At 64.1% G+C, this 26,284-nt stretch carries 26 protein-coding genes; 15 read left to right on the top strand and 11 right to left on the bottom strand.

Annotation, left to right across the window (positions count from 1 at the left end; genetic code table 11):
• Positions 1-5: 5 nt before the first annotated feature.
• From V5A19_RS03465 to V5A19_RS03515, 11 genes are all read right to left on the bottom strand, one after another.
• Complete coding sequence (locus V5A19_RS03465; protein WP_332317919.1) at positions 6-449, bottom strand: DUF302 domain-containing protein; 444 nt, start codon at positions 447-449, stop codon at positions 6-8.
• Between the two features lie 290 nt (positions 450-739).
• Positions 740-1,612, bottom strand: a complete 873-nt coding sequence (gene soxA / locus V5A19_RS03470) for a sulfur oxidation c-type cytochrome SoxA (RefSeq protein ID WP_332317920.1) — start codon at positions 1,610-1,612, stop codon at positions 740-742.
• A gap of 32 nt (positions 1,613-1,644) precedes the next feature.
• Positions 1,645-1,974 carry a thiosulfate oxidation carrier complex protein SoxZ gene (gene soxZ, locus V5A19_RS03475; RefSeq protein WP_332317921.1) on the bottom strand — a complete coding sequence of 110 codons (330 nt, stop codon included), beginning with the start codon at positions 1,972-1,974 and terminating at the stop codon, positions 1,645-1,647.
• Positions 1,975-2,032: 58 nt separating this feature from the next.
• The gene (soxY, locus tag V5A19_RS03480; protein WP_332317922.1) at positions 2,033-2,542 is read right to left on the bottom strand and encodes a thiosulfate oxidation carrier protein SoxY; all 510 of its coding nucleotides are present in this window, start codon (positions 2,540-2,542) and stop codon (positions 2,033-2,035) included.
• Positions 2,543-2,577: 35 nt separating this feature from the next.
• Complete coding sequence (gene soxX / locus V5A19_RS03485) at positions 2,578-2,973, bottom strand: sulfur oxidation c-type cytochrome SoxX (RefSeq protein WP_332317923.1); 396 nt, start codon at positions 2,971-2,973, stop codon at positions 2,578-2,580.
• 409 nt (positions 2,974-3,382) lie between these two features.
• A complete protein-coding gene (locus V5A19_RS03490) occupies positions 3,383-4,732 on the bottom strand; it encodes a sigma-54-dependent transcriptional regulator (RefSeq protein ID WP_332317924.1) in 1,350 nt (449 codons plus the stop codon).
• Positions 4,733-4,742: 10 nt separating this feature from the next.
• Positions 4,743-6,206 (bottom strand): sensor histidine kinase, encoded by a 1,464-nt coding sequence (locus V5A19_RS03495; protein WP_332317925.1) that lies wholly within the window; start codon positions 6,204-6,206, stop codon positions 4,743-4,745.
• A complete protein-coding gene (locus V5A19_RS03500; RefSeq protein ID WP_332317926.1) occupies positions 6,203-7,129 on the bottom strand; it encodes a phosphate/phosphite/phosphonate ABC transporter substrate-binding protein in 927 nt (308 codons plus the stop codon). Before V5A19_RS03500 ends, V5A19_RS03495 begins: the two co-directional genes overlap by 4 nt.
• A gap of 53 nt (positions 7,130-7,182) precedes the next feature.
• On the bottom strand, positions 7,183-8,625 hold the full coding sequence (locus V5A19_RS03505; RefSeq protein ID WP_332317927.1) for a M48 family metalloprotease: 1,443 nt from the start codon (positions 8,623-8,625) through the stop codon (positions 7,183-7,185).
• An 82-nt stretch (positions 8,626-8,707) separates the two neighbouring features.
• A complete protein-coding gene (moaC, locus tag V5A19_RS03510; RefSeq protein WP_332317928.1) occupies positions 8,708-9,220 on the bottom strand; it encodes a cyclic pyranopterin monophosphate synthase MoaC in 513 nt (170 codons plus the stop codon).
• 86 nt (positions 9,221-9,306) lie between these two features.
• Positions 9,307-9,612: a hypothetical protein gene (locus V5A19_RS03515; RefSeq protein WP_332317929.1), complete on the bottom strand. Its 306-nt coding sequence runs from the start codon at positions 9,610-9,612 to the stop codon at positions 9,307-9,309.
• A gap of 352 nt (positions 9,613-9,964) precedes the next feature.
• On the opposite strand from V5A19_RS03515, the gene V5A19_RS03520 reads away from it, so the two are divergent.
• From V5A19_RS03520 to V5A19_RS03590, 15 genes are all read left to right on the top strand, one after another.
• Positions 9,965-11,197, top strand: coding sequence for a molybdopterin molybdotransferase MoeA (locus V5A19_RS03520; RefSeq protein WP_332327705.1), 1,233 nt, complete (start codon positions 9,965-9,967; stop codon positions 11,195-11,197).
• On the top strand, positions 11,194-14,124 hold the full coding sequence (locus V5A19_RS03525) for a molybdopterin-dependent oxidoreductase (protein ID WP_332317931.1): 2,931 nt from the start codon (positions 11,194-11,196) through the stop codon (positions 14,122-14,124). Before V5A19_RS03520 ends, V5A19_RS03525 begins: the two co-directional genes overlap by 4 nt.
• Positions 14,125-14,429: 305 nt before the next feature.
• Positions 14,430-16,451, top strand: a complete 2,022-nt coding sequence (locus V5A19_RS03530; RefSeq protein ID WP_332317932.1) for a sodium-translocating pyrophosphatase — start codon at positions 14,430-14,432, stop codon at positions 16,449-16,451.
• Positions 16,452-16,736: 285 nt separating this feature from the next.
• Positions 16,737-17,432, top strand: a complete 696-nt coding sequence (locus V5A19_RS03535; protein WP_332317933.1) for a 4Fe-4S dicluster domain-containing protein — start codon at positions 16,737-16,739, stop codon at positions 17,430-17,432.
• Positions 17,433-17,465: 33 nt separating this feature from the next.
• Positions 17,466-18,404 (top strand): dimethyl sulfoxide reductase anchor subunit family protein, encoded by a 939-nt coding sequence (locus V5A19_RS03540; RefSeq protein WP_332317934.1) that lies wholly within the window; start codon positions 17,466-17,468, stop codon positions 18,402-18,404.
• An 89-nt stretch (positions 18,405-18,493) separates the two neighbouring features.
• Complete coding sequence (locus V5A19_RS03545) at positions 18,494-18,817, top strand: rhodanese-like domain-containing protein (protein WP_332317935.1); 324 nt, start codon at positions 18,494-18,496, stop codon at positions 18,815-18,817.
• 134 nt (positions 18,818-18,951) lie between these two features.
• On the top strand, positions 18,952-19,182 hold the full coding sequence (locus V5A19_RS03550; protein WP_332317936.1) for a sulfurtransferase TusA family protein: 231 nt from the start codon (positions 18,952-18,954) through the stop codon (positions 19,180-19,182).
• A gap of 64 nt (positions 19,183-19,246) precedes the next feature.
• Positions 19,247-19,720: a sulfur carrier protein DsrE2 gene (dsrE2, locus tag V5A19_RS03555; protein WP_332317937.1), complete on the top strand. Its 474-nt coding sequence runs from the start codon at positions 19,247-19,249 to the stop codon at positions 19,718-19,720.
• A gap of 228 nt (positions 19,721-19,948) precedes the next feature.
• Positions 19,949-20,614, top strand: coding sequence for a 4Fe-4S dicluster domain-containing protein (locus V5A19_RS03560; protein WP_443081408.1), 666 nt, complete (start codon positions 19,949-19,951; stop codon positions 20,612-20,614).
• A 56-nt stretch (positions 20,615-20,670) separates the two neighbouring features.
• Positions 20,671-22,029, top strand: a complete 1,359-nt coding sequence (locus tag V5A19_RS03565) for a heterodisulfide reductase-related iron-sulfur binding cluster (RefSeq protein ID WP_332317939.1) — start codon at positions 20,671-20,673, stop codon at positions 22,027-22,029.
• Positions 22,030-22,031: 2 nt separating this feature from the next.
• On the top strand, positions 22,032-23,084 hold the full coding sequence (locus V5A19_RS03570) for a CoB--CoM heterodisulfide reductase iron-sulfur subunit A family protein (RefSeq protein WP_332317940.1): 1,053 nt from the start codon (positions 22,032-22,034) through the stop codon (positions 23,082-23,084).
• Positions 23,056-23,889, top strand: a complete 834-nt coding sequence (locus tag V5A19_RS03575; RefSeq protein ID WP_332317941.1) for a hypothetical protein — start codon at positions 23,056-23,058, stop codon at positions 23,887-23,889. The genes V5A19_RS03570 and V5A19_RS03575 overlap by 29 nt, the downstream gene beginning before the upstream one ends.
• Positions 23,890-24,078: 189 nt before the next feature.
• Positions 24,079-24,798, top strand: coding sequence for a 4Fe-4S dicluster domain-containing protein (locus V5A19_RS03580; RefSeq protein WP_332317942.1), 720 nt, complete (start codon positions 24,079-24,081; stop codon positions 24,796-24,798).
• Positions 24,791-25,705 carry a CoB--CoM heterodisulfide reductase iron-sulfur subunit B family protein gene (locus V5A19_RS03585; protein ID WP_332317943.1) on the top strand — a complete coding sequence of 305 codons (915 nt, stop codon included), beginning with the start codon at positions 24,791-24,793 and terminating at the stop codon, positions 25,703-25,705. Before V5A19_RS03580 ends, V5A19_RS03585 begins: the two co-directional genes overlap by 8 nt.
• A gap of 104 nt (positions 25,706-25,809) precedes the next feature.
• Positions 25,810-26,256, top strand: a complete 447-nt coding sequence (locus tag V5A19_RS03590; RefSeq protein WP_332317944.1) for a hypothetical protein — start codon at positions 25,810-25,812, stop codon at positions 26,254-26,256.
• Positions 26,257-26,284 lie beyond the last annotated feature (28 nt).

Below are 26,284 nucleotides of genomic sequence, written 5' to 3' on the forward strand. Positions count from 1 at the left end.
GTCATTCAGAAACCGCCTTTCTTGATGGTTTGCATGACCTCGATAATGTCCGCCTCGATCCGCTCGGCGATGCGTCGGGCCTTGGGCGGGGCATCCGGAAAATAGCGCAGGGCATAGCTCGGCCGGTAGGTGATTAGTGCTAGGTGGTCGTCAGCCGTAAAGACTACGATCTTGCAGGGGATGAAGGCACCGAAGGCCGGTATCTCTCGAAGTACTTCGGCGCCTAGGCCCAAATTGCAAACCTGGAAGACCTTGTAGACCCGATCGTAGTCGATCCCCCGGTTGCGCATGCCCTCGGCTACGTTGAGGCTGCCGACATCGGCCAGGTTCATGCCCTTGGCCTTGGACTGGATGCTCAGCTCAACGTCTTCGAGGGTCCGCTCCGGAGGTAGGTCGACCCGATACAGGGGCCCGGACTCCTCGGTCTGCGCCCCGGCTGCGGGCACCATACACGCCCAGAATAATGCAATTACCAAGCCAACGATGAAAAGGCGTCCGCTGATTAACGGCGGTAGGGCTGCTCTGCGCATTGGGCCTTATCCTTTAACGGTGGTGGCCGCCGAGATGCGTGGCGACTCTGTCGCTTGCGCAAACCTAGGTCCCCCGGGACGGGGCCTTGTTGGGTTTGACCCTTTCGAGCCGGCACCCATTCCGGTGGCCGGGACCTCCAAGCCAGGGGCATAAAAAAAATAGGTCCGGGGCTAAGCCCCGGACCTATCCATCGAACCCCGACTACGGGTTACAGGCTGTGCCCGGGTACTTTCATGGGCTGCCCGTTGGAGAGGGAGCCGTGGTACACCTCCAGAGCGCGATAGCCCTTGTGCTGGAAGGGCAGGTCATGCCCCCGGACCCGGCGGTTACAGCCGCGATAGCGGGTGTGCATCAGGCGGGTCTGCTGCTTCTTCATGCGGAAGGTCGGGAACTTGTTGTACTGACCCCGCACATTGGACAGAATTTGCCCGCGGATGCGCATGCCGCCGTTCTGGACGTGGCAGGTGCCGCAGGAGAAGTTCAGCTGGCCGCGCTTCATCCAGTAGAGCTCCTTGCCCCGCTCCCAGTAGTCCTTGGCCTTGCCGTCGGTCTTGATGGCCAGAGGCTCGCCTTCGGCCAGGCTCTTAACGAAGATCGTCAAATGCCGCATGTCGCTGCCGTGCTTCTGGCTCCAGTCCAGAGGCTCGGCATCCATGTTGTTAGCCCGGCACAGGTTGATCTGCATGGCCAGGGTCCGAACCCCTTCGCCGCTGATGGCTTTGTTGGGGTTCAGCTGCTCGCCCTGCTTCTCGCCCTTGTGGATCAGGTCCGGGCCGGAGCTGTTGCCGATGGGATAGACGTTGTCCACTACCTTGGGGTAGGTGGCGGCGACGCCCTCCAGATCCTCACCGTCTTCTCCGTGGCAGGAAGCGCAGGACTTGCCGTTGGGGCCTTCCTCCTGGAACACGGCCTTACCGGAATCGATGTCAAAATCCCCGGGATTGAAATCCTGGCCGATTTTCTCGGCACCTTCCTCGGAGACCGCGCGCTCCTGCTGCGACCCGGTCAGCTGCGCACCGACCTGGCCCGTCCAGACGAGCAGGGCTAGCGTGGCCACTGCATAGGACAGACTTACTTTCATGCTGGGTCCTCCTGCTGGCGAAGGCAGATGCGTTAGCCGACGCTAACTTCGGCCTCGGCGGTAAATGTGCCGCCCTGGTTGTCCTCCCAAGTCATCTTCAGCGTGCCGCTGGACTCGGGGGTGAGGTAGTACGACAGGTACGGGTTTTTGCTGATGGCCACGCTCCAATCGGCCTCGAACACACGTTGGCCGTTGAAGTCCGCTTTCACCTTCTTGACCCAGTGGGCCGGGATCTTCTCCCCGGTATCCGGATCCTTGCGCAGGCCCGTCTCCATGGGATGCAGGATCAGGGCGCGAACCTGGGTGGGTTGGCCTGACTTGGCGCTACCGACCCGAACGCGGGCTTGTCCCATCTTAGCCATTGTCTATTCCCCTATTGCTAAATGTGGTTGCCGTTGTGAGCTCTCGCCGAGTGGATCGTCAGCCGCCGCAGCCGCCGATGGTCACGCGGACCTCGTTGCTGGCCTTGTAGAACTCGCCGTCGGTGGTCTCGGCGACCGCCATCACGTTCGAGGTCTCGCCCATCTTGATCCGGGTGGAAACCTCGGCGGTGTCCGAAGTGGCGTCGGTGAGGTGGAAACGGGCGGTGTAGGGCGCCGGGTTTCCCTCCACGAACACGTGGAACGTGCTCACCTTGTTGCCCATGTCGCTGGTGGCCGTGATCGGCACCACGGCGCCGTTCTCGGCGATGGTGGGCGTCTGCAGGCTGACGTTGCCTTCCTTGACGTTGGTCGTGCCCAGCGCCGCCTGGAAGGCCTCTTCCATGCTGCCTTCGACATTAAAGGCTTCCTTGGGGAAGCTCCACTTGGCGGCAAGGCTCTTGACTGGCTTCATCAGGCCGGCGCCGGCGGTGGCGACCACCGCTCCCGTGACGCCCATCGCCTTCAGGAAGGAGCGCCGACCGGTCTGATCATTCGTGGTAGCGCGCATGGCTCTAATTCCTCCGTTTTACCGAGTTTGGACGATTAGTAGGTCAGGGTCATCAGGTAGGCGGTGACCTTGTCGATTTCCTCTTCGGTCATGATCTTGTGCTTACCGAAGGGGGGCATGGAAGTGACCTTGTTGTACTGCTCCGGGTCCCAGATCTGCTTGCGGATGCGCTCCTTTTCCAGTCGATCAGCGACACCCACCAGGCTGGGGCCCAGGTTGCCCGGTAGCTCCCCGCCGGGCATTTCGTGGCAGGCCAGGCAGTTGCCCTTCTGGCGGTCGTAGGCGATCTCCTTGCCTTCCTGCTCGATTTTGCCCAGGTCTTCCTGCTGGGCCAGGGCAGTGCTACCGGTCATGCTGCCGACAACCAGGAAGGCAGCTCCCAGAAGTGGCATGCCCAGCCGGGAGAACCGGGAGACTCCATTGATCCCCATGTAACTCCTCCTTTGCGGCTTGAAGAGAAGGGCCCGGCGTGCACCGGCCGTGACCCAATCGTGCACCTTATATGCCATACCGAGTAAGGGGCCCGCAACCCGCCCGATTTTGGTAAACCGTAAGAAATGTTGCGATGCCCCCGACCTGGCCCATTTGGGCCAGGTTTAGGGCCCGCGAGAAGCCGGAAGTGAGGCGCAAACGAACTAAAGCATATCATCTCTTCAGGTCTTGTCTACAAGCTGAGCTCCCGTATGCGCGGGGCTAGGCGTGGGGAGGTTTAAATAAAGAGGCGCTAGAACCTGATGGGGCTCCATATTGGTATATTAAAAAGTTTTAATATTTAAAAATCCAGCTTTGGGCGGGTAGGAGCTTCGCTAGCCTCCGAGAGGCTCAGGGCTCGTCTTCGCCTTATCCCTCCTCGCCGCCGAGTAGATCCAGGTTCTTCATTTTGGTGCGCAGCTGCTTACGGCTGATGCCGAGCAGAACCGCTGCCCGACTCTGGTTCCAGTTGGTCTTGTCCAGGGCGTCGACAACCACTTGGCGCTCGATGGTGGGCAGGTGGTGGGTAGTGAAATCCCCCTTGCCCGTTTGGGAGGGGGGCTGACGCAGGTCCGGGGGCAGGTCCGCCGCCCCAATGGTCTGGGCTCGGCTCATGACCACGGTCCGCTCGATGACGTTCTCCAGCTCCCGAATGTTCCCGGGCCAGGGGTAGGCCTGCAGGGCGGCCACGGCGTCAGGCTCAAGGGAGGGGGTGTGGCACTCGAGCTGGCGAGCCACCCGGCTAAGGAAATGGCGGGCGAGTACCGGGATGTCCTCGGCCCGCTCGCGCAGCGGGGGAAGGTGGAGGGGGATGACGTTGAGGCGGTAATACAGGTCCTCCCGGAATCGACCGGCCTCGGCATCGGCCTGAAGGTCGCGGTTGGTGGCTGTGACCATCCGGGCCTTCAAGGGTATGGGTCGGTGACTGCCTAGGCGGGTAAATTCGCGCTCCTGAAGCGCGCGCAGGAGCTTGACCTGCATGGAAAACGGCATCTCGCCCACTTCATCCAGGAAAAGAGTGCCGTTGCCGGCCTCCTCGAACTTGCCGGGCCGCGCCCGTTGGGCCCCGGTGAAGGCGCCTTGCTCGTAGCCGAACAGCTCGCTTTCGATGAGCTCGCCGGGCAGGGCGGCGCAGTTCACCGCCAGGAAGGGCTCCTCGGCGCGCGGCGAGGCGGTGTGGAGGGCGCGTGCCACCAGCTCCTTGCCGGTCCCAGATTCCCCGGTGATCTGGACCGTTGAGGGGGCCGGGGCCACCAGCTCAACCGTATGCAGGACCTCGCGGATGGGCGGGCTGTCGCCGATGATGCCGAAATCCTGGTCGGGCTGCTGAGTAGGTAGAGCATGCCCGGACCGGTTGAGCAGGTTGCGGGCGAGGGCGACCAGGTCGGCTTCCTCGACGGGCTTGGTTAGATAGTGGTCGGCACCGGCCTTCATGGCCTCGACGGCGTGCTCCACATTGCCGTAGGCGGTGACAATGATAACCGGCAGATCGGGGCGCTCGGCCTTGGCCTCGTGCATTAGCTCCAGGCCGCTGGGCCCTTGGCCCAGACGGTGGTCGGTGATGACCAAGTCCGCCGGTGCGCGCCGCAGCTCCTCTCTGGCCGCCTCGGCGTCTGCAGCGGTCTGGGTGGCGAAGCCTTCGCCCTCCAGCCAGGCCGCCATGACCCGGCGGAGGTTACGCTCGTCCTCGACGATCAGAATGGTGTGAGACTGCGCCATAGAGGCCTTCTCAGGTTGCCTTTCGGGGCAGGCTCAAGGTGAACCGGGCACCGCCCGCAGGGGCATTGTCCACTTCGATATTGCCGCCGTGCTGGAGGACCACCTTGGACACCACGGCCAGACCCAGGCCGCTGCCTTGGCTTTTGGTGGTCACGAACGGCTTGAAGATCCGCTCGTGCTCTTCCTCGGGGATGCCCGGACCGGAATCGTGCACGGTGATGCGAGAAGAGACCTCCGTCTTCGGCTCTAGCCGCACCCGAACCCGATCACCGGGCTCGAGCGCATCCAGGGCGTTGGTCAGCAGATTGGTCAGGGCCTGGTGGATGAGCTGGGAGTCCACCGGGCATACCTGGGCCTCGGCGCAGGCACACTCCAGAGCCACCCCGGCCCCCTCGAAATCGGTCTGGAGGCGGCTGCAGGTATCGGTCACCAGCTCGCACAAGTCTCGATCCTCCAGCTGGGGCTCAAAGGGCCGGCTGAAGTCGAGGAAACCTTCCGTCATCTCGTAGAGCCGAGAGACCTCATCCTCGATGATCTGGGAAAATTCGGCCTTTTCCGCCTTCTCGGGATGCCGGCGCAGGTAGCGCGAAGCGCCCCGTAGACTGGACAGGGAGTTGCGCAGCTCGTGGGCGACGTGGGCGGACATCTCGCCGATGGTGGCCAGGCAATTGAGGGCCTGTTGCTTCTGGTGGAGGCGATCGAGTTCCACCAGGTAGCGGTTGAGGGTGGAGCGCAGCCGGTGGAAGCCGTGCTGGAGACGGTCGAGCTCATCGCCCTCCTGGCGGAGCCCGCCGTGGTGACCTTCCTCGTCCTGGGCCAGCTCGCGCTCCATAGCCTCCACCTGGCCGGTCAGGCGCCGAATGGGTCGGGTTACGAAGCCCGAAACCAGGAAGGCGCCAGCGGCACCCACGACGCCAGTGAACAGGCCCAGCCACAGGAGCTTCTTAAGGGTGGCGGTAAGGTTCTCGGCCACAATCTGGCGCAGCTCCTGGGGTGCGAACCGGACGTGAACCGTGCCCAGGCGATCGCCGCCCACCCGGATCGGGTGGCTGGCCGTCTCCAGGAGATCCTGGGTGGGTACGGGGATCAGGTCGGCGGCCGAGCCGGCCTGGGACGGGCTCTCGCCACCCTTGGCCCATGCGGGGCGCTTTTGTCCCAATTCGGACAGCTTGGTGCTGGCTAGGATGCGCTCGGTGGCATCCGTAATGACTGCCGCTTTCACCGCCCGGTTGCTGGTGGCCTGCTCCACCAGGCCCTGCAGTCCGGTGAGGTCGGTGGTTACCAGGGGGCTACGGGCGCTGGTGGCCACATCGCGGACCATGCGCAGATTCTCCGAGACCAGCTGCTGCTCTAGGTCCCGCTTGACCGAGGTGTATACCACCAGGGCCACCGCTAGGAAAATGGCGGTGATCAGTAGCAGGACGTAGAAGGCCCCTTTGGTCTGCAGGGGCAGGCGGCCGGCCCCGGCCCTCATGGGCCGGAGTGCTCCTTGCCGGCCGCGGTGTCACCGCGGGGGGCCAGCACGTCCATGGGGCTGCCGTTGCCGCTTTGCCGCCGCATCCGCCGGATGACGTCGTAATCGGCGTCCTCGGTGACGACGAAGCCGTCCACGCCGGAGCCGATGGCGTCCAGAACGGCGTCGTCCTGGGGGCGCTGGAGCCCGGTGACGGCGGCTCGGAGCCGTCGGCGAAGCCCCTCAGGGGTGGCAGGGCTGGCGGCCAGGACATACTGAGGAATGGGCTGTGAATAACGCAGCACCCTCAGCAGCTCCTTGGTCACGAAGGGACGTGCGGAGGCCTCGTCCACGGCGGTGGCATCGAACAGGTCGGCGGCAACGGTATACAGGGCGTTCTCGTTGGAGCCCAGGGTCCGTTCCTCGAAGAAATCCTTGCGCGGATCGAGTCCGGCCTGGGTGAACATGGCCCTAGGAACCAGCTGGCTGGCGGCGCAAACCGGGTTACCGTAGGCGAAGCGGGCCCCCTTGAGCTCCTCCAGACGCTCGTAGGGGCTGTTGCGACGGACCACCACCGCGGTTCGGAAGGTGCTCTTGCCGTGGCGCTGGATACGGGCCAGGGGCAACAGGTCGCCGTCATCGGCCAGCCGGGTGTAGAGCAGGGGACACAGATAGGTGACTTGGGGCCGGTCCTCGCGGGCGAGCCGCAGAAGGGCGTCCAGATCGCTGGCGACCCGAGCTTCGACGGAAACGCCCAGGGATCCCTGGAGGTGGGCTGCCAGGGGCTGGAATCGCGCGTAGACCTGGTCGGCGCTGGACAATGGGGGCAGCAGGAGCCGAAGCTGGTGCTCGTCTTCGGCAGCGGATGGCCCGGCCAAGGCCAGAGCCACCAGGGTGGCAACACCCAGCAGGCGACGGGCCGATAAAGGGAGCGGCAAGCTCATGGCCTCCTGCGCGGTTCAGTTGGGGGATCAAAGCCCTGCAGGTTCCGTACCGACTAGGGCTCCAGTTCCCGGATTCGTGCCTCGATTTGGCTCAGCTGGGCGGAATCCCGCTCCCGCGCCAAGCGTTTGGCCAGCCTGAGCTGCTCCAGGGCCTCGGTGCGCTGGCCCTGAAGCCAGCGAGCTTCTGCCTCCGATCGATGGGCTTCGACGGGTCGGTCGAGGCGGCTGAGGGCGTTGGCCAGGGCGCTGTAGCCGGATGGCCGCTCCGGGAAATCGCGGGTGACTTCCCGCAGCGTTTGACGGGCTTGTTCCGCCTTACCCTGGGCCAGCAGGGTCTTGCCCAGCGCTTCGCGCAGGTCTGGATTCCCCGGCCGGCGCTCCAGGGCGGCCTTGATCTCGTCGATGGCGGCATCGGTTTGCCCCTCGGCCAGATACAGCTCGGCCAAAGTGCGGCGGTAGGCCACTGTCTCGGGATGGTCCGCCACCAGAGCGCGAGCCTGGTCCAAGGCCTGTTGGGAGCGGCCGCTGCGCCCGGCGGCAATGGCCAGACCGTAACGCGCGGCCTGGTCCTCCGGGTGGCTGCGGACGCGCTCTTGGAGCTCTTGGAACGCCTTCTCCGGGGAATCCGCGGTGATGGCCTGGACGCGGGCCTTGATGCGGGCAAAAGCCGTCTCGCCTAGGGGGGCGTTGGAGCCGTTATCCAGCTGACTGGCCCGACCCTTGGCGTCGGCGATGCGCTCGCCGGTAAGGGGGTGGGTGGACAGGTACGGTGGCGGTGCCCGGCCCTGGAGCTGGGACCAGCTCTGGAGCTTCTGCAGGAACCGGGGCAGGCCGTCCGGATTGAAGCCGGCCCCAGCCAGGTACTTGACACCCAGGCGGTCCGCCTCGCGCTCATGGGAGCGGCTGTAGGCCAGCATCTCCTGCTGGGAATAGGCGCTGGCACCCGCCACTAGACCGGTGGCCGCCTCGCCGTGGCCTTGCATGCCGGCCAGGACGGCAGCGGCCACCAGCAGCAGGGACGACGCTTGGCTGCGCTTGCTGGCCGCAACCTGGCGGGCCATGTGGCGCTGGGTTATGTGCGCCACTTCGTGGGCAAGCACCCCGGCAAGCTCCGACACGCTGTCGCTGCGCTCGATCAGGCCGGAATGGACGAAGATGTGGCCCCCGGGAACCGCGAAGGCGTTCAAGCGGCTGTCCTTCACCACGTAGAACTGGAAGGGGTAGGCATCGAAATCGGTCTGGGCGGCAACCCGGTTGCCCAACAGGCGGACGAACGCCACCACCTCGGGATCGTGGACGAAGGTCAGCTCCTGCCGTGCCTGGGCCAGGAAACGCTGGCCAATCTCCACTTCCTGGGTGGCGGTAAGCTCGCCGCCGGTCTGGCTGCCCAGGGAGGGCAGTTCGGCCAAGGCCGGCAAGGGCAGGGCAACGGCTCCGGCAAGGACGAGGGCAAGCAGTTGGAGGCGGATCCGATTTGCGGGGTCACGGTAGCGCATGGCGGTCGCTGGGATCCGTGGATGTAGCATGGGCGGTTTGCGGCCTTTTGGGCCGCCTCGGCCGCTTCGAGTTCCGCCGCCGTCAGGGACCGGAATCGTCGCTTGCCTCGTCACGACGCCAGTGGCCGGAGCGGCCGCCGGCCTTTTCAACCAGGCGAATCTCGGTGATAGACATGGCCCGATCCATGGCCTTGCACATGTCGTAGATGGTGAGAAGGGCGACGCTGGTAGCGCTCAGGGCCTCCATCTCCACCCCGGTGCGGTTGGCGGTCTTGGCGGTAACCTCCGCCCGCACCGCCGGTGGCTCGTCCTGGTCGCTGAAGGCCACATCGACGCTGGTGAGGGGAACCGGGTGGCAAAGGGGGATCAGCTGGCCGGTTTGTTTGGCCGCCTGGATGGCGGCGACCCGGGCCACACCCAGGACGTCGCCTTTGGCCACCTGCCCGCCGCGGATGCGCCCCAGGGTGGCGGTCTCCATGCGGATCCACCCTTCAGCCACGGCCAGCCGTTCGCTGACGGCCTTGCCGCCCACATCCACCATGCGGGCGTTGCCCTGCTCGTCGAAATGGGAGAGGGGGTCATCGCCGCTGGACATGGGTGTTCCTCGTACGAAGCAAAACGGGCCGGGACAGCTGTCCCGGCCCGATCCGATTAAGCGCAGGGCGGGCCCGCCGATCGGGCCTACTTCCCCCGGCCCGGAGCGGAGGAGTAGTGGTACATAGTCTCCCGATCCTGCCACATCTTCTCTTCGAGCAGCTCATCGGGCACATAGAACAGGCTGGCCCGGTCGGCCGGCTTGCTCTTTACGAGCTTGACGATGTCGCCGTAGGGCATCTTGCGGAGTAGACCGTCGTTGTCCGTGGCACGGACAATCATGAAGTCGTCGAACAGCTTGTAGACGTAGAAGTTGCCCGGACGCAGCTTGCCGTGCCTGTCCTTGTAGGTGACGGTTATCCGGGTGTTCTCCTCGAAATTGCTGCGGTCCACTGCAATTCCTCCTGGGTTTGGCCTGGCCACCAGCGGGCCCGCTAGCTAGGGTGGTCGGTTGCTCGCTCGCCCTCGCCGGCAGAATGGGTTCGCCAACCGGTTACCGCCTCCCTGGGGTCGGGCACCGGGTGATCAAGTAGATGAAGGCCGCTAATCGGGGCCGAGCGACCCGTTAGGCTTGCAATGCGTGGGCAGAATTGCTGAAGATGAGAACGCTAGCACGGCCCCCCGGGGGCGGCAAATAAAGCTCCTTGATTGGTAAATTAAAATATCTGCCTTGCTTTGGGGTGGGGCAATAGCCAACATTCTCCCGGTTCCGAATCATCAGGCTGACGTCCCCGGAGAATCGCCCATGTTGGCGCTAGAGGATGCCCGGGCCCGGATCCTGGAAACGATCCGTCCGACTCCGCAGACCGAAACCGTTGCCGTTGGCGAGGCGGTCGGTCGCTACCTCGCCGAGACGCCTGCGTCGCGGGTGCCCAGCCCGGCCTTCGACAACTCGGCCATGGACGGCTACGCGGTCCGAACCTGGGACTTGGCCGAAGCTGGCGGCGAGCTACCCGTGGCCCTCAACCTGGCTGCCGGCGACGACCCCGGGCCCCTGCCGGACGGGGCTTGTGCCCGTATCATGACCGGCGCCGCCATCCCCCCCGGGGCCGATGCCGTGGTCATGCAGGAAAAGGTCGATGCCGACGGCGCTACCGCTCGCTTCGGTCAGCCCCCCCCGGCCGGGAATAATATCCGCCGCGCCGGGGAGGACATCCCCGAGGGCGGTGAGCTGGCTGGGGCCGGAGAGCGGGTGTCGCCGGCCCTGATTTCGGCTCTGGCCACCGCTGGTGTGGCTAAGGTCCGGGTACGGCGCCGGCCGCGGGTCTACGTGCTGGCCACCGGTTCCGAGCTGCGCGATTCGGGTGAGGCGCTTGGCCCCGGTGAGATCTATGATTCCAATAGTCCGGCTCTGGCCGCCATGCTGCGGGAGCTGGGCGCCGAGGTCACCGACGGCGGCCACGTGCCGGACGAGATCGATGCCCTGCGGGGAGCCTTGCAAGAAGCCGCGGATCACGATCTGGTGGTCACCAGCGGCGGCGTCTCGGTGGGCGATCTCGACCAGGTCCGCCAGGTCCTGGCGGAGCAGGGCGAGATCGCCCTGTGGAAGGTGGCCATCAAGCCCGGCAAGCCGTTCGCCTTCGGCCGCCTTGGCGGCGCCGACTTCTTCGGCCTGCCGGGCAACCCGGTGTCGGCCCTGGTAACCTTCCAGCAATTCGTACGTCCCGCGGCCATCCGTTGGATGGGCGGGACCTACTCCTCCGTCCAGGTGCCCGCCGAGGCCGGGGCCGATTTCCACCGGGAGGCGGCCTCGCGGACCGAGTTCCTGCGCGCGCGGCTCCACCCGGAGGAAGGGCGTCTAGTCGCCACCCCCCTGAGTCGTCAGGGCTCGGGCATGATCGGGGGGCTCTCCCGGGCCCACGGGCTTATCGTGGTGGCTGCCGGCAATCACGGCTTCGGGTTCGGCGAGCGGGTAATGGTGGAGCCCACCACCGAATGGTGCCGCTTTGGCGAGCCGCAATCGAGGGACGAAGAATGAGCGCTAACGGTCTGTCCTATTACGCCGATCCTGCCAATTACGAGGATCATTCCGAGCAGGAGGTGAAGTACACCACCTGCTATATGTGTGCCTGTCGCTGCGGGGTCAAGGTCCACCTAGAGGGCGGCAAGCTGCGCTACCTCCAGGGCAACCCCGACCACCCCGTCAACGAGGGGGTGCTGTGCGGCAAGGGCTCGGCAGGGATCATGAAGCAGTACTCCCGCGCCAAGCTGCGGGCGCCCCTGCTTCGCAAGCCAGGTACCGAGCGCGGCGCCGGGGAGTTCCAGGAGATCTCCTGGGACGAGGCCATGCAGATGCTCACCGAGCGCTTGGACAAGATCCGCTCCACCGACTCGCGCAAACTGGCGTTCTTCACCGGCCGCGACCAGATGCAGGCCCTGACCGGCCTCTGGGCCGCCCAGTTCGGTACTCCCAATTTCGCCGCTCACGGGGGGTTCTGCTCGGTGAACATGGCCGCTGCCGGACTCTATACCATGGGTACCTCCTTCTGGGAGTTCGGCACCCCCGACTGGGACCGCACCAAGTACCTGCTCATGTGGGGCGTGGCCGAGGACCACGACTCTAACCCCATCAAGATCGGACTGGAGAAGGTCAAGCGCCACGGCGCCAAGTTCGTGGCCATCAATCCCGTGCGCACCGGCTACGCCGCCATCGCCGACGAATGGGTGGGTATTCGTCCCGGGACTGACGGCATGCTGGCCATGGCCATGATCCACGTGCTGCTGGACCGGGAGCTTTTCGACTGGGAATACCTGGTTCGCTACACCAACGCCCCCAACCTGATCCTCGACAATCCGGGCCACGAAGACCACGGGCTGTTCTACCGCCAGCGGTTCCCGGACGAGCCCCCCGAGGGTCCCCGCGATGGGTCCAAGATGGGGGGCATTCCCATGGTGTGGGATCAGCACGTCAACGGGCTTGCCCGCCAGGATCAGCCCGATACCGCGCCCGCCCTGTTCGGGGAGTTCACCGGACCCAACGGCGAGCACTTGAAGACGGTCATGAGCCTCATGGCCGAGCGCTACCTGGACGAGGCCTACAGCCCCGAGGCCGCCGCGCCCATCACGGGGATCCCGGCCGAAACCATCGAGCGTCTGGCCCTGGAGATGGCCCACGTGGCCTTCCGGGAGAGCATCGAGATCGACTGCGAGTGGACCGATTGGGCCGGTCGCAAGCAGGACAAGTTCATCGGCCGGCCGGTGTCCATGCACGCCATGCGCGGCATCTCCGCCCACTCCAACGGCTTCCACACCTGCCGCGCCATCCACTTCGTCCAGATGCTGCTGGGCACCATCGATGTCCCCGGGGGGTTCCGCTCCAAGCCACCCTTCCCGCGCCCGGTGCCGCCCCGGAGCGCCCCGGCCGGGGGGGGGATCCAGACCGCCATGCGACCGGATACCCCCCTGGAGGGGGTGCCGCTGGGCTTCCCACAATCGCCGGACGACCTCCTGCACGACGAGGACGGCAAGCCCCTGCGGATCGACAAGGCCTACACCTGGGAGGCCCCGCTCGCCCTGCACGGCCTGATGCACATGGTGATCAGTAACGCCTACAACGAGGATCCCTACCCCATCGATACGTTCATGACCTTCATGGCCAACATGGCCTGGAACTCGTCCATGAACACCCTCGGGGTGCAGGAGATGCTCACCGCTCAGCACGACGACGGCGAGTACCGCATCCCGTTCGTGGTGGTTGCCGACGCCTTCCACTCGGAGATGGTCAATTTCGCCGACCTGGTGCTGCCGGACACCACCTATTTCGAGCGCCATGATTGCATCTCCATGCTCGACCGCCCCATCTCGGAGCCGGACGCGGTGGCCGATGCCATCCGCTACCCGGTAATCGAGCCGGACCGGGACGTGCGGCCGTTCCAGGAGGTGCTGGTGGATCTGGCCGGGCGGTTGAAGTTGCCAGCCTTCACGGATGAGGAGGGCAACCCCAAGTTCGACGGCTACCAGGATTTCATCGTCAACTACGAGAAATCCCCCGGGGTGGGCTTTTTGGCCGGCTGGCGGGGCGAGGAAGGTGACCAGCACCTGCTGGGGAAGCCCAACCCCGACCAGTGGGACCGCTACATCGAGAACCAGTCCTTCTTCCATCACCCCTTGCCGGAGAACTTGCGGTTCTACAAGGGGTGGAACCGGGACTATCTGGACTGGGCCAGCGAGCGCTTTATCTGCTCCTCCGAGCCCATCATCATGCAATTCTACTCGGAGCCGCTGCAGACCTTCCGGCTCGCTGGCGAGGGTGTGAGCTCCGGGCCCAAGCCCGAGGATCCCGCCGACCGCGAACGCCTGCGCACTTACTGCGACCCCTTGCCCTTCTGGTACCGGCCCTTGGAGCAGCAGCGGGTCAGCGCCGAAGAGTACCCCTTCTTCGCGCTGACCCAGCGTCCCATGATCATGTATCACTCGTGGGACTCCCAGAACGTCTGGCAGCGCCAAGTCCTGCCCTACAACTTTCTGTACATGAACCGCGGCCGCGCCGCGGGGCTGGGGATCCCCGACGAAGGCTGGGCCTGGGTGGAGAGCCACAACGGCCGCATCCGGGTCCAGGTCAAGCATATGGAGGGCACCCATCCGGACACCGTCTGGACCTGGAACGCGGTGGGCAAGCAGAAGGGAACCTGGGGGCTGAATGAGGATGCCCCCGAGGCCAACCATGGCTTCATCATGAACCACCTGATCTCCGAGCTGCTTCCGGAAAAAGTCGGGGAGCGGCCGATCACCAACTCCGATCCCGTCACCGGTCAGGCGGCCTGGTTCGACCTGCGGGTCCGCATCACGCCGGCCAGCGAGGAGGGCATCTGGCCTGAACCGTCGGCGGTCCAGCCGCTGGCCGGGCAGTCGGAGGCGCCCGAGGTGCTCCGCTACACCAGCCGGGCCCAAGGGGGCGAGGAATAACGGCCCGGCAATGGGGGATCCGGAGCAAAACGAAGGTCGCCCCGCATTTTGGGTTGGGTGGTCAGGCGGAAAGGGCTCTTCCCGGCACCCGCCGGGGGTGGACGGCCCTAACGACGGAAGGCCCGGTGGCCTGGCCCCGACACGTGGCCTGACCGGCCTGCAAGGTGGTGGAGGCACTGGCCGGATCTTTCGGCCTCGGGGTTGGCGGTTGACTTGCAGTTCGGGGACGGAAGGCGTTGCCGTAAGGAGGGCCGGGCTCTCATGGGCCCATCCGTCAAGGATTCAACCAGGAAAAAGGGATTGGTATGTCAACCGCATTGGTCTTCTCTTTGATCTGCGCGCTTGCCGGGATCGTCTACGGTGGGGTTTCCATCTCCCGAGTGCTGGCTTATTCCGAGGGTAGCGAGGAGATGCGCCGAATCGCCGGGGCTATTCAGGAGGGCGCCTCCGCCTATCTCCGCCGGCAGTACACCACCATCGCGGTGGTCGGCGTGATCCTCCTCGTGCTGTTGTGGCTCGGCCTGGGGCTGGCCACCGCCATTGGCTTCCTGATCGGCGCGGTCTTCTCCGGCGGGGCCGGCTTCATTGGTATGCTTATCTCGGTCCGGAGCAATGCCCGTACCGCGCAGGCCGCCAAGACGGGAGTTAACGAGGGGCTCCAGGTCGCCTTCAAGGGTGGCGCCATCACCGGGTTGCTGGTGGTGGGCCTGGGCCTGCTGGGCGTGGCCGGCTACTATGCCATCCTCACTTTGATAACCCCCGCCGGCGAGGAGGTGGGGCTGGCGCCGCTGGTGGGACTGGCCTTCGGGGGATCGCTGATCTCCATCTTCGCCCGGCTGGGCGGCGGTATCTTCACCAAGGGCGCGGACGTGGGCGCCGACCTAGTGGGTAAGATCGAGGCGGGCATCCCGGAGGACGATCCCCGCAACCCCGCGGTGATCGCCGATAATGTGGGCGACAATGTGGGTGACTGCGCCGGCATGGCCGCCGACCTGTTCGAGACCTACGCCGTGACCGTGGTGGCCACCATGCTGCTGGGCCATCTGGCGTTCGCCGAAGCCGGGCTGGCAGCGGTGCTGTATCCCTTGGTGCTGGGCGGCATCTCCATCGTCGCCTCCATCATCGGCACCTTCTTCGTCACCACCAGCGAGGGCAAGGTGATGAAGGCCCTCTACCGCGGCCTGATTGTCTCCGGGGTGCTAGCCATCATCGGCTTCTACCCCGCCACCGCCTTGCTGATGGGGGGTGCCGAGGCCTATTCCGTGGCCGGGCTGTACGGCTCGGCCCTGGTGGGGCTGGCTGTGACGGCCCTGTTCGTGGTGATCACGGAGTACTACACGGGCACCGAGTTCAGCCCCGTAAAGGATCTGGCCAAGTCCTCTACCACTGGCCATGCCAGCAACATCATCGCCGGCCTGGCCTTGTCCATGAAGGCCACCGCCGCGCCGGTGCTGGTGGTCTGCGCCGGCATCTTCACCGCCCACGCCTTCGCCGACCTCTACGGCATCGCCATCGCCGTGACCGCCATGCTTTCCATGACCGGCATGATCGTGGCCCTGGACGCCTTCGGGCCCATCACCGACAACGCCGGCGGCGTGGCGGAGATGGCCGATCTCGACGAATCGGTGCGCGACAATACCGACGCCCTCGATGCGGTGGGCAATACCACCAAGGCAGTGACCAAGGGCTACGCCATCGGCTCCGCCGGGCTGGCGGCGCTGGTGCTGTTCACCGATTACACCCACGAGCTCGGTGCCCAGGCAGGCCACATGCTGTCCTTCGACCTGTCCAATCACTTGGTGATTATCGGCCTGTTTATCGGTGGCCTCGTGCCGTACCTGTTCGGGGCCCTGTCCATGGAATCGGTTGGCCGGGCCTCGAGCTCGGTAATCGAGGAGGTGCGCCGGCAGTTCCGAGAGATTTCCGGGATCATGGAGGGTACTCAGAAGCCGGACTATTCCCGGACGGTGGATATGCTGACCAAGTCGGCCATCAAGGAGATGGTGATCCCATCCTTGCTGCCGGTGGTCATTCCGCTCCTGGTGGGCCTGCTGCTCGGTCCCCAAGCCTTGGGCGGGGTGCTGGTGGGCTCCATCGTCACCGGCTTGTTCCTGGCCATTTCCATGACCAGCGGCGGTGGCGCCTGGGACAACGCCAAGAAGTACATCGAGGATGGCAACTACGGGGGCAAGAAGTCCGAGGCCCACGCCGCCGCGGTGACCGGCGACACCGTAGGCGATCCCTACAAGGATACTGCCGGGCCGGCTTTCAATCCCCTGATCAAGGTCATAAACGTGGTGGCCCTGCTGATGGTGCCTCTGCTGTAGGGAGCTGCCCAGGCCTGACTTGGGTGACGGGGCCTCGCAGGAGGCTTCGGTACCGCTCTAACCCGTATGCCTTCCGAAGTGGCAGGGCCCACCGAGCCATACAGGGTAGAGCGGAATGCGAAGGCACGGGATCCCCTGGCGTTAACCGACGGGAGCGGTCTTGTTGGAGCCTCGGCTGGCGGTTTGCCAGTGGGTCTCCGTTCAGTCTGACGGTGGGTTTCCCGGCGGCCGCCCCCGGTTATCGCCGGGAGCAGTTCCGGCTGGGCCTTGAGCGAGGGTTAGGTAATGAAACTGGGATTGGTCATAGATCTTGATACGTGCGTGGGCTGTCACGCCTGCGCAACGGCCTGCAAGGAGTGGAACGCCTCGGGGGTAACCGGACCGCTGTCCGACTACGATCCCTATGGGGCCGAGCCCTCCGGGGTGTGGTTCAATCGCATCCGACACTTCGAGGTGGGGGAGTACCCGGATAACAAGACGGTCAACTTCCCCATGTCCTGCCTCCACTGCGAGAACGCCGAATGCGTCACGGTGTGTCCCACCGGCGCCTCCATCAAGCGCGAGGAGGACGGCATCGTGCTGGTGGACCAGGACAAGTGCATGGGCTGTAACTTGTGCGCCTGGGCTTGCCCCTACGGGGCCAGAGAGCTGGACGAGGCCACCGGCACCATGAAGAAGTGCACCCTTTGCGTGGACCGCATCTACGACGAGGAGCTGGAGGAGCGCGAGCGCCAGCCGGCCTGCGTCCTGGCGTGTCCCGCCCATGCCCGCATGTTCGGGGACCTCGACGATTCCGAGTCGGCGGTGGGCGAGACGGTGCGCGCCCGCGGCGGCTATTCGCTGATGCCGGAGCTCGGCTACGAGCCCACCAACCAGTACCTGCCGCCCCGGTCCTCCCGACCCATCCCCACCGACGACCTCCCCAAGCCGTCGGCTCGGGACAAGGTCAGGGAGTGGACCAACAAAGTGGTCAACCGGTAGCGCTACGGACTGCCCAAAGGAGCCTGACGACTCATGAAACCGGCTTTTTCGGTAATCCTGTTCACGGTGGCCTCGGGGGCCGGGTTCGGGCTGATCATGTTGGCCATACTGTTCGACCTGTTTGGCCTGGGCGGCGGTTTACCCCGGGAGACCCTCCTCGTGGTCGGGGGTGTGGCCTTCGTCCTGATCACGGTGGGCCTGCTGTCATCCACCGCCCACCTGGCCAACCCCAAGAACGCCTGGCGCTCGTTCATCCGCTTTAAAACCTCCTGGCTGTCGCGTGAGGGGGTGTTCGCCATGGCGTTCTACCCCTTCTTCCTGCTCTACCTGCTGGGGGTTTATGTGGGCGCAGCGCAGACCCCGCCTTGGGCCCTCGCCCTGGGGGCCATCGCCTTTTTGTTGGGCCTGGCCACGCTGTTTGCCACCGGCATGATCTACGCCAGCCTCAAGACCATCCGGCAGTGGTCCAATCCCCTGGTCCCGGTTAACTACCTAGCCCTAGCCTTCCTCACTGGTGTCCTGCTGCTTTACGCCCTAGGGCTGGGGGAGCTGGGCGAGGTTAAGGGCATGTTGGGCCTGGCTGCGGCCCTGATCGTGCTGGCGGCCATCGTCAAGGCCACCTATTATTTCTGGATCGGCCGATCGGTGGGGCCGACCATCAATACCGCCACCGGCTTCACCCGGGCAGGGGTCCGCATCCTCGATCCGGGGCACGGCCACGATACCTTCCTGACCCACGAGTTCGGCTACCAGCCGCCGGCCGGTCTGACGCCTGTCCTGAAAGGGGTGGTCTTCGCCCTGGCCTACGTGGTGCCGCTGGTGATGCTGTGGCCGGCAGCCGGCGACCCGGGCGGCGGGGCCATGTGGGTGGCCGCGGTTTCCGCCCTGGCTGGGGCCGCTGTCGAGCGCTGGCTGTTCTTCGCCGAGGCGCGCCACGTGGTTAACCTCTACCATGGTGCCCAGACCACCTGAGCGTTTCGGGAATTTACCGGCACTGGCTAAGGTCTTAGTATTAGCATTTGCCCACGTTCGAAAATACGTAATGCAAACGGATTGAGCTCATGACGAATTTGCGGGAGCTGTCCCCGGAAGAGCTGAAGAACTGGTCCGGGGAAACGGTACAGCTAATTGACGTACGCGGTGATGGGGAGGTGGCCCGCGGGGTGATCCCGGGGATGAGCCACATCCCCATGCACATGGTTCCGATCCGATCCCAAGAGCTGAATCCGAGCCGGCCGGTGGTGGTGTATTGCGCCAGCGGTGCGCGCTCGGCGCAGGTCGGGTACTATCTGGCCCAGAACGGCTTCGAGGAGGTGTACAATCTCGTCGGAGGGATCCAAGCCTGGGCCAAGATTTACCCGGTAACCACCCCACAGGAGGCGTGAATCCGAAACCGGAGGTGGGGCGTAAATAAAACACCCTTATTCCGGAATCAAAAGATTTGCGTTGCCTGCACGGGGACAGTAAACCATCCTCAATGGGATTTTGGGCAACACGCTTCTACAGGGAGGGATGCCGAATGCCCGAAGAAACTCAAGAGCTTGATGCTCGTGGACTGAACTGCCCTCTGCCGATCCTCCGGACCAAGAAGGCCCTGAAGGACCTCGGTTCTGGGGATGTCCTCAAAATCGTCGCCACCGATCCTGGCGCCGTCAAGGACTTCGAGGCGTACGCCAGTCAGTCCGGTGACGAGCTGATGGAGCACAGCGAAGACAACGGCGAATACACCTTCTATCTGAAGAAGGCGTAACAATTCATCAAAAAGGGGGCGCGATTCGCGCTCTCTTTTTGTTTTTAGGGAGGGGGGTCTTCCTATGGCCGACGAAAAGAAGCTTGCAATTATTTCCACCAAGGGGACCCTGGATTGGGGCTACCCGCCTTTCATCCTGGCGTCCACCGCAGCCGCTCTGGGTTACGATACCCAGATCTTCTTCACCTTCTACGGGTTAAACCTGCTGAAGAAAGATCTGAGCGGCACGAAGGTGAGCCCGCTGGGCAACCCGGCCATGCCGATGCCCATGCCCATCCCAAACCTGGTCCAGGTCCTGCCCGGCATGGAGTCCATGGCCACCTCGATGATGAAGAAGAAAATGAAGGACAAGGGGGTGGCGAGCTTGGATGACCTGCGGGACCTCTGTGTGGAGGCGGAGGTCACCCTGATCGCCTGCCAGATGACGGTGGATCTGTTCGATTATACCCCCGATCAGTTCATCGATGGCATCGAGTACGGCGGTGCCGCGACCTTCTTCGAGTTCGCCGGCGAATCCGACATCTCCCTATTTATCTGAGCGGGGAGGGCGGCTACAATCCGCCTTAGTTGGTAACCCGGCTGGAATCCGCCTAAATAAGTAGGCTGATTGCCACTCACCGGGAACTCCACGTTCCCGGTGGGGCTCGAAAGGGTGAAGAGACGGCAAAAACCCGAGTAATTCGGTCGGGTTTGTCAGCTCGGAATCCGGCTGATCCGCCTGGAGGCTCAACAACAGGAGTGTGAGGCGATGGCAACGTACGCCGAAATGCAGGATATTTTCAATGAGATCACCCAGGACTTCCGTTACGACCACGAGCTTAACGGTTGCCTGAACTGCGGCATCTGCACCGCCACCTGCCCCTCAGCGCACTTCTACGACTACAGTCCGCGCGAAATCGTACAGCTGCTGTGGACGGAGAACGTGGAGCAGGTCTACAACGCCATGCAGGAGAAGATCTGGGCCTGCGCCCAGTGCATGACCTGCGCGGCACGTTGCCCCTTCCGCAATAGCCCGGGCGGGCTGGTGATGATTATGCGCGAGGTGGCCATCAAGCACGGCTTCGAGTCCGCGAAGCAGGTGCTGCGGCCCTTCGGGCGCGTTATGCTCAAGCTGATCACTACCGGGAACCAGCTGTCACCGGACATGATCCAGCCTGATGCCTTCCCCGACTGGGGCCCGAACATCCAGAAGGTCGAGGGCGATCTGCAGACCCTGCGCAACGCCATCCCGGTAAAGACGCTGCAGACCGTCGAGACCGCTTGGGAGGTCAGCCTCAAGACCTCCGTGGAGATGTACACCATCTGGGAGATGACCGGCGTCCTCGCCTCGCTGGAAACGATGGATGAGAATCTCTACGACGTGATCGAGGACTTCATCGAGGAGAAGCGCGAGGACTATGAAGACTGGCTCGAGGAGCAGGAAGAGGACTAAGGGTCCCTTTCCAGCGAATCCGAGGCAGCACCTTCGAAATAGATAGGAGAATGATCATGGCCGATGAAATGGATCCCAATAACCCGGGTCAGGACGAGGGCGGCATCGCCGGACACGGCTCCTTTTTCCAGCCCACCGATCTGTCGCCCGAGGAAGCCCAGGCGGCTACCGAGTGGGTGCGCAAGGAAGTGGACAAGCGCCGGTACCAGAATGCTGAGCGCGTCGATGACATCCGCGAGCACATGTGGGAGCTCGAGCGCGAGGGCGAGATTATCGTCCACCGCATCACGGATGACCATGAGCCCATGGACGTCGAGACCCTATACGGCTGGAACAAGCAGATCCCCACCAAGCAGCTCTGGCACCACAAGTCCTGTGGCCAGTGCGGCAACATTCCGGGTTATCCGGCCAGCCTCCTGTGGCTGATGAACAACCTGGGCCTGGAGCCGGGCAAGGACTATCTCGACGAAACCGACCAGACCTCCTGCACCGCCTGGAACTACCACGGCTCCGGCATCGGCAACGTGGAGTCGCTGGCGGCGGTGTTCCTTCGGAACTTCCACCAGGCCTATGTTTCCGGCCAGCAGCACGGCTTCGATGCGGGGCACTTCTTCCCGCTGGTCCATTGCGGCACCTCCTTCGGCAACTACAAGGAGATCCGCAAGTACCTGATCGAGTCCGCCGAGCTGCGCGAGAAGGTCACCAAGATCCTCGACAAGCTGGGCCGGACCGTGAACGGTAAGCTCGTCATCCCGGAAGAGGTGGTCCACTATTCCGAGTGGGTTCACGTGATGCGCCACCGCATCGCCTCGGAGCTGCAGACCATCGATATGAGCAATATCCGGACGACGATGCACGTGGCCTGCCACTACTACAAGATGATCCACGAGGACGCGGTCTACGACCCCGACATCTTGGGCGGCAATCGCACCGCCATTGGTACCGGTCTGGCCCAGGCGCTTGGGGCCCAGGTGATCGACTACTCCACCTGGTACGACTGCTGTGGCTTCGGCTTCCGCCACATCATTTCCGAGCGGGAGTTCACCCGGTCCTTCACCATCGACCGCAAGATCCGGGTGGCCCAGGAGGAGGCCCAAGCCGACGTCATGATGGGCAATGACACCGGCTGCATCACCACCATGGACAAGAACCAGTGGATCGGTAAGGCCCACAACCAGCCCTATCAGGTGCCGATCATTGCCGAGGTGCAGCTCGCTGCGCTGGCCTGCGGCGCCGATCCGTTCAAGATCGTGCAGCTGCAGTGGCACGCCTCGCCCGTCGAGGAGCTGGTGGAGAAGATGGGCATCTCCTGGGCGGATTCCAAGGCCAACTTCGAGGAATACCTCAAGGAAGTTGAGCAAGGAAATATCGAATACCTGTACAACCCGGAACTGGCGTACGGAGGCACGAACTAATCATGTCGGACACCGTTCTTGTCGTAGGTGGCGGTCCGGCGGGGCTGTCGGCGGCACACGCTGCCAGCACTGCCGGCAAGCAGGTCGCCCTGGTGGAGAAGGAGGACATCCTGGGCGGCGCTCCCATCCTGTCGGGCTACTCCAAGCTGGTTCCCAGCGGCGAGTGGGCCAAGGATGCGATCGGTCGGATGGTGAACCAGGTCGAGGACGACCCCAACGTCACCGTCCACACCTCTACCACGGTGGAGCAGCTCGACGGTGAGCCTGGCAGCTTCACGGCCAAGCTCTCCAATGGCGAGAGTTTGGAGTGCGGCGCAACGGTTCTCGGTACCGGGTTCACCCACTTCGACTCCATCAACAAACCGGAGTGGGGCTTCGGGACTTACGCGGACGTGGTGACCACCACCCAGGTGGAGCAGATGGTGGGCCGGCACGAGGTAATGTGTCCTTCCGATGGGCGCGTGCCCGAGCGGGTGGCCATCCTCCTGTGCGTGGGCTCCCGGGACCGCCAGATCGGGCGCGAGTGGTGCTCCAAGATCTGCTGTACGGTCTCCTGCAACCTGGCCATGGAGATCAAGGAGCTGTCCCCGGAGACGGACGTCTACATCTATTACATGGACATCCGGACCTTCGGGCTCTATGAGGACAAGTTCTACTGGAAGTCTCAGGAAGAATTTAAGACCAAGTTCGTAAAGGCCCGTATCGCCGAGGTCACCAAGTCGGAGGACAACCGGTTGCTGGTCAAGGGCGAGGATACCCTGGTTAAGCGGCCGATCATCATCCCCTTCGACTTGGTTGTGCACGCCATCGGCATGGATCCCCAGGACGACAACCCCGAGATCTCAAGGACCTTTGGGGTGGGCCTGGAGCATCACGGTTTCATCGATCGGGCCGAGATGTATACCAACCCGCAGGGAACCACCCGCGAGGGCGTGTTCGTAGCGGGCGCGGCAACCGGTCCCAACGACATCGACAGCAGCGTCGCCGAGGGCCAGTCGGCTGCCCTGCGCGCGGTAGGGACCATCAATGGCGTGGCTTCGAAGGCAGCAAGCTAAAGGCTCGGAGGAAGCCCTCGAGCCGACCGATCTGGGGGTTGAGCTCAGCCCCCAGCGTCTGGAGAACGCCCTTCAGCAGATGTTCGAGCATCTGGAGCCCGACGGCGGGTTGGAGCGCTACATTGCCGCGCTCAAGATGAAGAGCGAGCTGTTCGGGCGCCTCTTGGCCCCGGACGCTATGGCCGAGCTGGATGAGGAGGCCCGGGACACCATCCTGGAGCGGGTCTTCTCGGCCCGTCGGCGTTTGTCGCCCTATGTACGGGCCATGGAGCTTGCCGAGGTCCGGGCGCTGGTCAACGAGCTGCTTCATGGCAAGGGGCCGGTGGCGGATCGAATGGAGGCCTTTGTCGAAGGCCTTCCCTGCGAGGGTAAGTCCTGCCGGGCGCGGCGGGACCTCGCGGCCGATCTCCTGCACTTTTACGACCCCGAGCGTTATCCGCTTATGGCCCGCTGGGTCTGGGACGTTAATACGGACTCGGGGGCCATGCGAGAGCTTGTGCCCAACAGCGACCAGGTGACCCAGCTGCCCACGGGCGGCGATCCCGGCACCTATGTGGCGCTTCGCAACTGGGTATGGGAGCAGCTGGAGGCCCAGGCCTTCTATCGAGATCTGGCGTTCATGGTCGATCTGGTGCTGGCCCAGGTCTATGCCCAGTACATCAAGGCCATGGCCGAGGGCATGCTCCGGACCGATTTCGGCTCCAGCAGCGAAGACCCCAGCGAGCATTTACGCAAGCTGCTGGGGATCGACGAGCAGCGTATGGGGGGCCGTTCCCGGCTCAAGGAAGAGGGCGCCGAGGGTTAGCTGGCCATTCCTTTCAGAAAGGGGATGGGGCACTGCGGAAATTGCGCTTCCCCCCGGCCACCCCCGGGTTAGCTCACCGGATGTCCGGCCCAGGACGTGTCAGGCGGAATAAGGAGGCTGTGCGGTGGTGGTTGACCGCGGGTCTCATACCGCCGTGAGCGCGGTACTGGCTTGAACAGGAGAAATCCGATGGCGATTCACGAAAAATCCCTGATCGATGCCGAAAATATCATGGAGGAGGAGGATCTCACCGTTGACGGTGTGGACGTCTCCGGCCACTGGAACACCATGATTCGGCCGCGCTACCTCACGGATTACGATCCGGAATTCCGCAAGGAAATCGCGGCCATGCCCCAGGCGCAGAACGTGCACCGCTGCTGGCAGTGCGGGTCCTGCACCAACTCCTGCACCGTCTACGCCCTGAACACCGACTTCAATCCCCGGTACTGGATCTATCTGACCAACCTGGGCCTGAAGGATGAGCTGCTCAAGGACAAGGACATCATCTGGCAGTGCGTGTCGTGCAACAAGTGCACCAACATCTGCCCCAAGGACGTTCGCCCCGAGGGCGTCATGAAGGGGCTGGCGCACTGGTTGGAGGAGAATGGCTACACCGAGACCAACCCCTCCACGGTGTTCGACGAGGAGTTCACCGAGCAGATCCTCGAGCGCGGCAAGATCGAGGACGGCGAGGTCTTGCAAAACTTCTACAAGAAGACCAACCAGTCCCTGTTCCAGGAATGGCTGATGGCGGTGGGTCAGCGCATGTTCAAGCATCTGCCGATCAGCCACATGTTCCACATGGGTCTGGCGTCGGTATTCAGCCCCCGGTCCAAGAACTGGGGCAAGACCGGCGAGGTGCTTAAGGAATACATCCGGGAGCAGAAGGAGGCCAGGCATCATGCCTAACAAAGTCGCGTATTATCCGGGCTGTGCCCTTGAGGGCTCCGGTGGCCCCTACAATAAATCCACCAAGGCGCTGGTGAAGGCCCTCGGCCTCGAGATGGAGGAAGTCCAGGATTGGAGCTGCTGTGGCGCGATGGAGGCCAAGAACGTCCATCCCATGCTCCAGACCTATATGTCCTCCCGGGTCATGGCCTTGGCCGCCGAGGAACAGGGCTTCGACACCGTGATGGCGCCGTGTAACGGCTGCTACCACAATCTCAAGAAGGCCGAGTACGAAACCGCCACCGACGAAGAGACCATGGAGACCGTGCAGGACCTGGCCAAGAAGTCCGACGATCCGGTCTACAACGGTGACGTCCGTACGGTGCACGCCCTCGAGTGGTTCATGGAGGAGCTCGGCCCCGAGGGCATGAAGGCCAAGATCAAGAAGAACCTCAATGGCCTCAAGATCGCCAACTACTACGGCTGCATGTATACTCGGCCGCGTCAGATCTTCCCCGAGAAGGACCAGGGCCCGGGCAGCGAGTCCTCCTATCAGCCGCATTTCATGGACGATCTCCTGGAATCGGCCGGCGCGATCAACGTGGAGTATCCCCTAAAGACCGCCTGCTGCGGCGGCGCCCACACCCTGTCCGACGCCGACACCTCCACTCAGCTGGTGCTCAACCTGCTGCAGGCCGCCGAGGATGCAGGCGCCGAGGTGATCGCTACCGAATGCCCCACCTGCCATTCAGGGCTGGAGCTCCATCAGGTGCGCGCCGAGAAGGAGTTCGGGATCGAGACCAACGTCAAGATCGTTTACTTCACCCAGCTGTTGGGCTTGGCCGTGGGTCTGTCGCCGCGTAAACTGGGTATCCACGAAAACATCAGCGACTCCATGGGCCTGCTCAAGGAAAAAGGCGTCGCTTAAGACCATGGAAGGATGGCAAGGGCGGGACCCCGGGTCCCGCCCTTCGTTTTTGGGGCCTGGTGCGTCCCACCACTAGGTGCACGGACTACCCACAGAGGGCAGCCATGGAGTGCAACGGTTGCGAGATCCGTCCGGAGCTCTATTACGACCCGGATTTCCAGATCTGGGCTCGGCGTGAGGAGGACGGAAATCTTACGGTGGGCATGACGGACTACGCCCAGTCCATCGCCGGCAAGATCCTGCACGCTCGCGTGCGCAAGGCCGGCACCCGGCGTCCCGCCAGCAAGCCCATCGCCACCTTGGAATCCGGCAAGTGGGCCGGACCGGTGCCCAACTTCTTCGACTGCGTGATCGTTGACCCCAACGAGGCGATCATGAAGGATCCCACCCTCCTCAACTTGGAGCCGTACGAGGCCTACATCGCGGTCGTGGATCCAGAGAACGGCGCCGAAGCGGCGCTGGATGGCATGCTCACCGGCGACGCGGCCGCCGAGGAGTTCTGCCGCCGGGCGAAGGAAGAAGGTTGGGAATGCGACCGGGATGTTCGCTGACCCCGCTCCAGGACCGTGCGGGATTCGG

The organism is Thiohalorhabdus sp., assembly GCF_036628635.1.
GTDB lineage: Bacteria > Pseudomonadota > Gammaproteobacteria > Thiohalorhabdales > Thiohalorhabdaceae > Thiohalorhabdus.

Excerpts from the sequence above, each read along its gene's own strand:
- V5A19_RS03585 (WP_332317943.1), top strand. The coding sequence starts at position 24,791 with ATGCCTAACAAAGTCGCGTATTATCCGGGCTGTGCCCTTGAGGGCTCC.
- soxA (WP_332317920.1), bottom strand. The coding sequence starts at position 1,612 with ATGAAAGTAAGTCTGTCCTATGCAGTGGCCACGCTAGCCCTGCTCGTC.
- V5A19_RS03580 (WP_332317942.1), top strand. The coding sequence starts at position 24,079 with ATGGCGATTCACGAAAAATCCCTGATCGATGCCGAAAATATCATGGAG.
- V5A19_RS03560 (WP_443081408.1), top strand. The coding sequence starts at position 19,949 with ATGCAGGATATTTTCAATGAGATCACCCAGGACTTCCGTTACGACCAC.
- V5A19_RS03545 (WP_332317935.1), top strand. The coding sequence starts at position 18,494 with ATGACGAATTTGCGGGAGCTGTCCCCGGAAGAGCTGAAGAACTGGTCC.
- V5A19_RS03520 (WP_332327705.1), top strand. The coding sequence starts at position 9,965 with ATGTTGGCGCTAGAGGATGCCCGGGCCCGGATCCTGGAAACGATCCGT.
- V5A19_RS03590 (WP_332317944.1), top strand. The coding sequence starts at position 25,810 with ATGGAGTGCAACGGTTGCGAGATCCGTCCGGAGCTCTATTACGACCCG.
- V5A19_RS03575 (WP_332317941.1), top strand. The coding sequence starts at position 23,056 with ATGGCGTGGCTTCGAAGGCAGCAAGCTAAAGGCTCGGAGGAAGCCCTC.
- V5A19_RS03495 (WP_332317925.1), bottom strand. The coding sequence starts at position 6,206 with ATGAGGGCCGGGGCCGGCCGCCTGCCCCTGCAGACCAAAGGGGCCTTC.
- V5A19_RS03530 (WP_332317932.1), top strand. The coding sequence starts at position 14,430 with ATGTCAACCGCATTGGTCTTCTCTTTGATCTGCGCGCTTGCCGGGATC.
- soxZ (WP_332317921.1), bottom strand. The coding sequence starts at position 1,974 with ATGGCTAAGATGGGACAAGCCCGCGTTCGGGTCGGTAGCGCCAAGTCA.
- V5A19_RS03505 (WP_332317927.1), bottom strand. The coding sequence starts at position 8,625 with ATGCGCTACCGTGACCCCGCAAATCGGATCCGCCTCCAACTGCTTGCC.
- V5A19_RS03490 (WP_332317924.1), bottom strand. The coding sequence starts at position 4,732 with ATGGCGCAGTCTCACACCATTCTGATCGTCGAGGACGAGCGTAACCTC.
- V5A19_RS03550 (WP_332317936.1), top strand. The coding sequence starts at position 18,952 with ATGCCCGAAGAAACTCAAGAGCTTGATGCTCGTGGACTGAACTGCCCT.
- soxX (WP_332317923.1), bottom strand. The coding sequence starts at position 2,973 with ATGGGGATCAATGGAGTCTCCCGGTTCTCCCGGCTGGGCATGCCACTT.
- V5A19_RS03565 (WP_332317939.1), top strand. The coding sequence starts at position 20,671 with ATGGCCGATGAAATGGATCCCAATAACCCGGGTCAGGACGAGGGCGGC.
- moaC (WP_332317928.1), bottom strand. The coding sequence starts at position 9,220 with ATGTCCAGCGGCGATGACCCCCTCTCCCATTTCGACGAGCAGGGCAAC.
- V5A19_RS03525 (WP_332317931.1), top strand. The coding sequence starts at position 11,194 with ATGAGCGCTAACGGTCTGTCCTATTACGCCGATCCTGCCAATTACGAG.
- V5A19_RS03535 (WP_332317933.1), top strand. The coding sequence starts at position 16,737 with ATGAAACTGGGATTGGTCATAGATCTTGATACGTGCGTGGGCTGTCAC.
- V5A19_RS03570 (WP_332317940.1), top strand. The coding sequence starts at position 22,032 with ATGTCGGACACCGTTCTTGTCGTAGGTGGCGGTCCGGCGGGGCTGTCG.
- soxY (WP_332317922.1), bottom strand. The coding sequence starts at position 2,542 with ATGCGCGCTACCACGAATGATCAGACCGGTCGGCGCTCCTTCCTGAAG.
- V5A19_RS03500 (WP_332317926.1), bottom strand. The coding sequence starts at position 7,129 with ATGAGCTTGCCGCTCCCTTTATCGGCCCGTCGCCTGCTGGGTGTTGCC.
- V5A19_RS03465 (WP_332317919.1), bottom strand. The coding sequence starts at position 449 with ATGGTGCCCGCAGCCGGGGCGCAGACCGAGGAGTCCGGGCCCCTGTAT.
- dsrE2 (WP_332317937.1), top strand. The coding sequence starts at position 19,247 with ATGGCCGACGAAAAGAAGCTTGCAATTATTTCCACCAAGGGGACCCTG.
- V5A19_RS03540 (WP_332317934.1), top strand. The coding sequence starts at position 17,466 with ATGAAACCGGCTTTTTCGGTAATCCTGTTCACGGTGGCCTCGGGGGCC.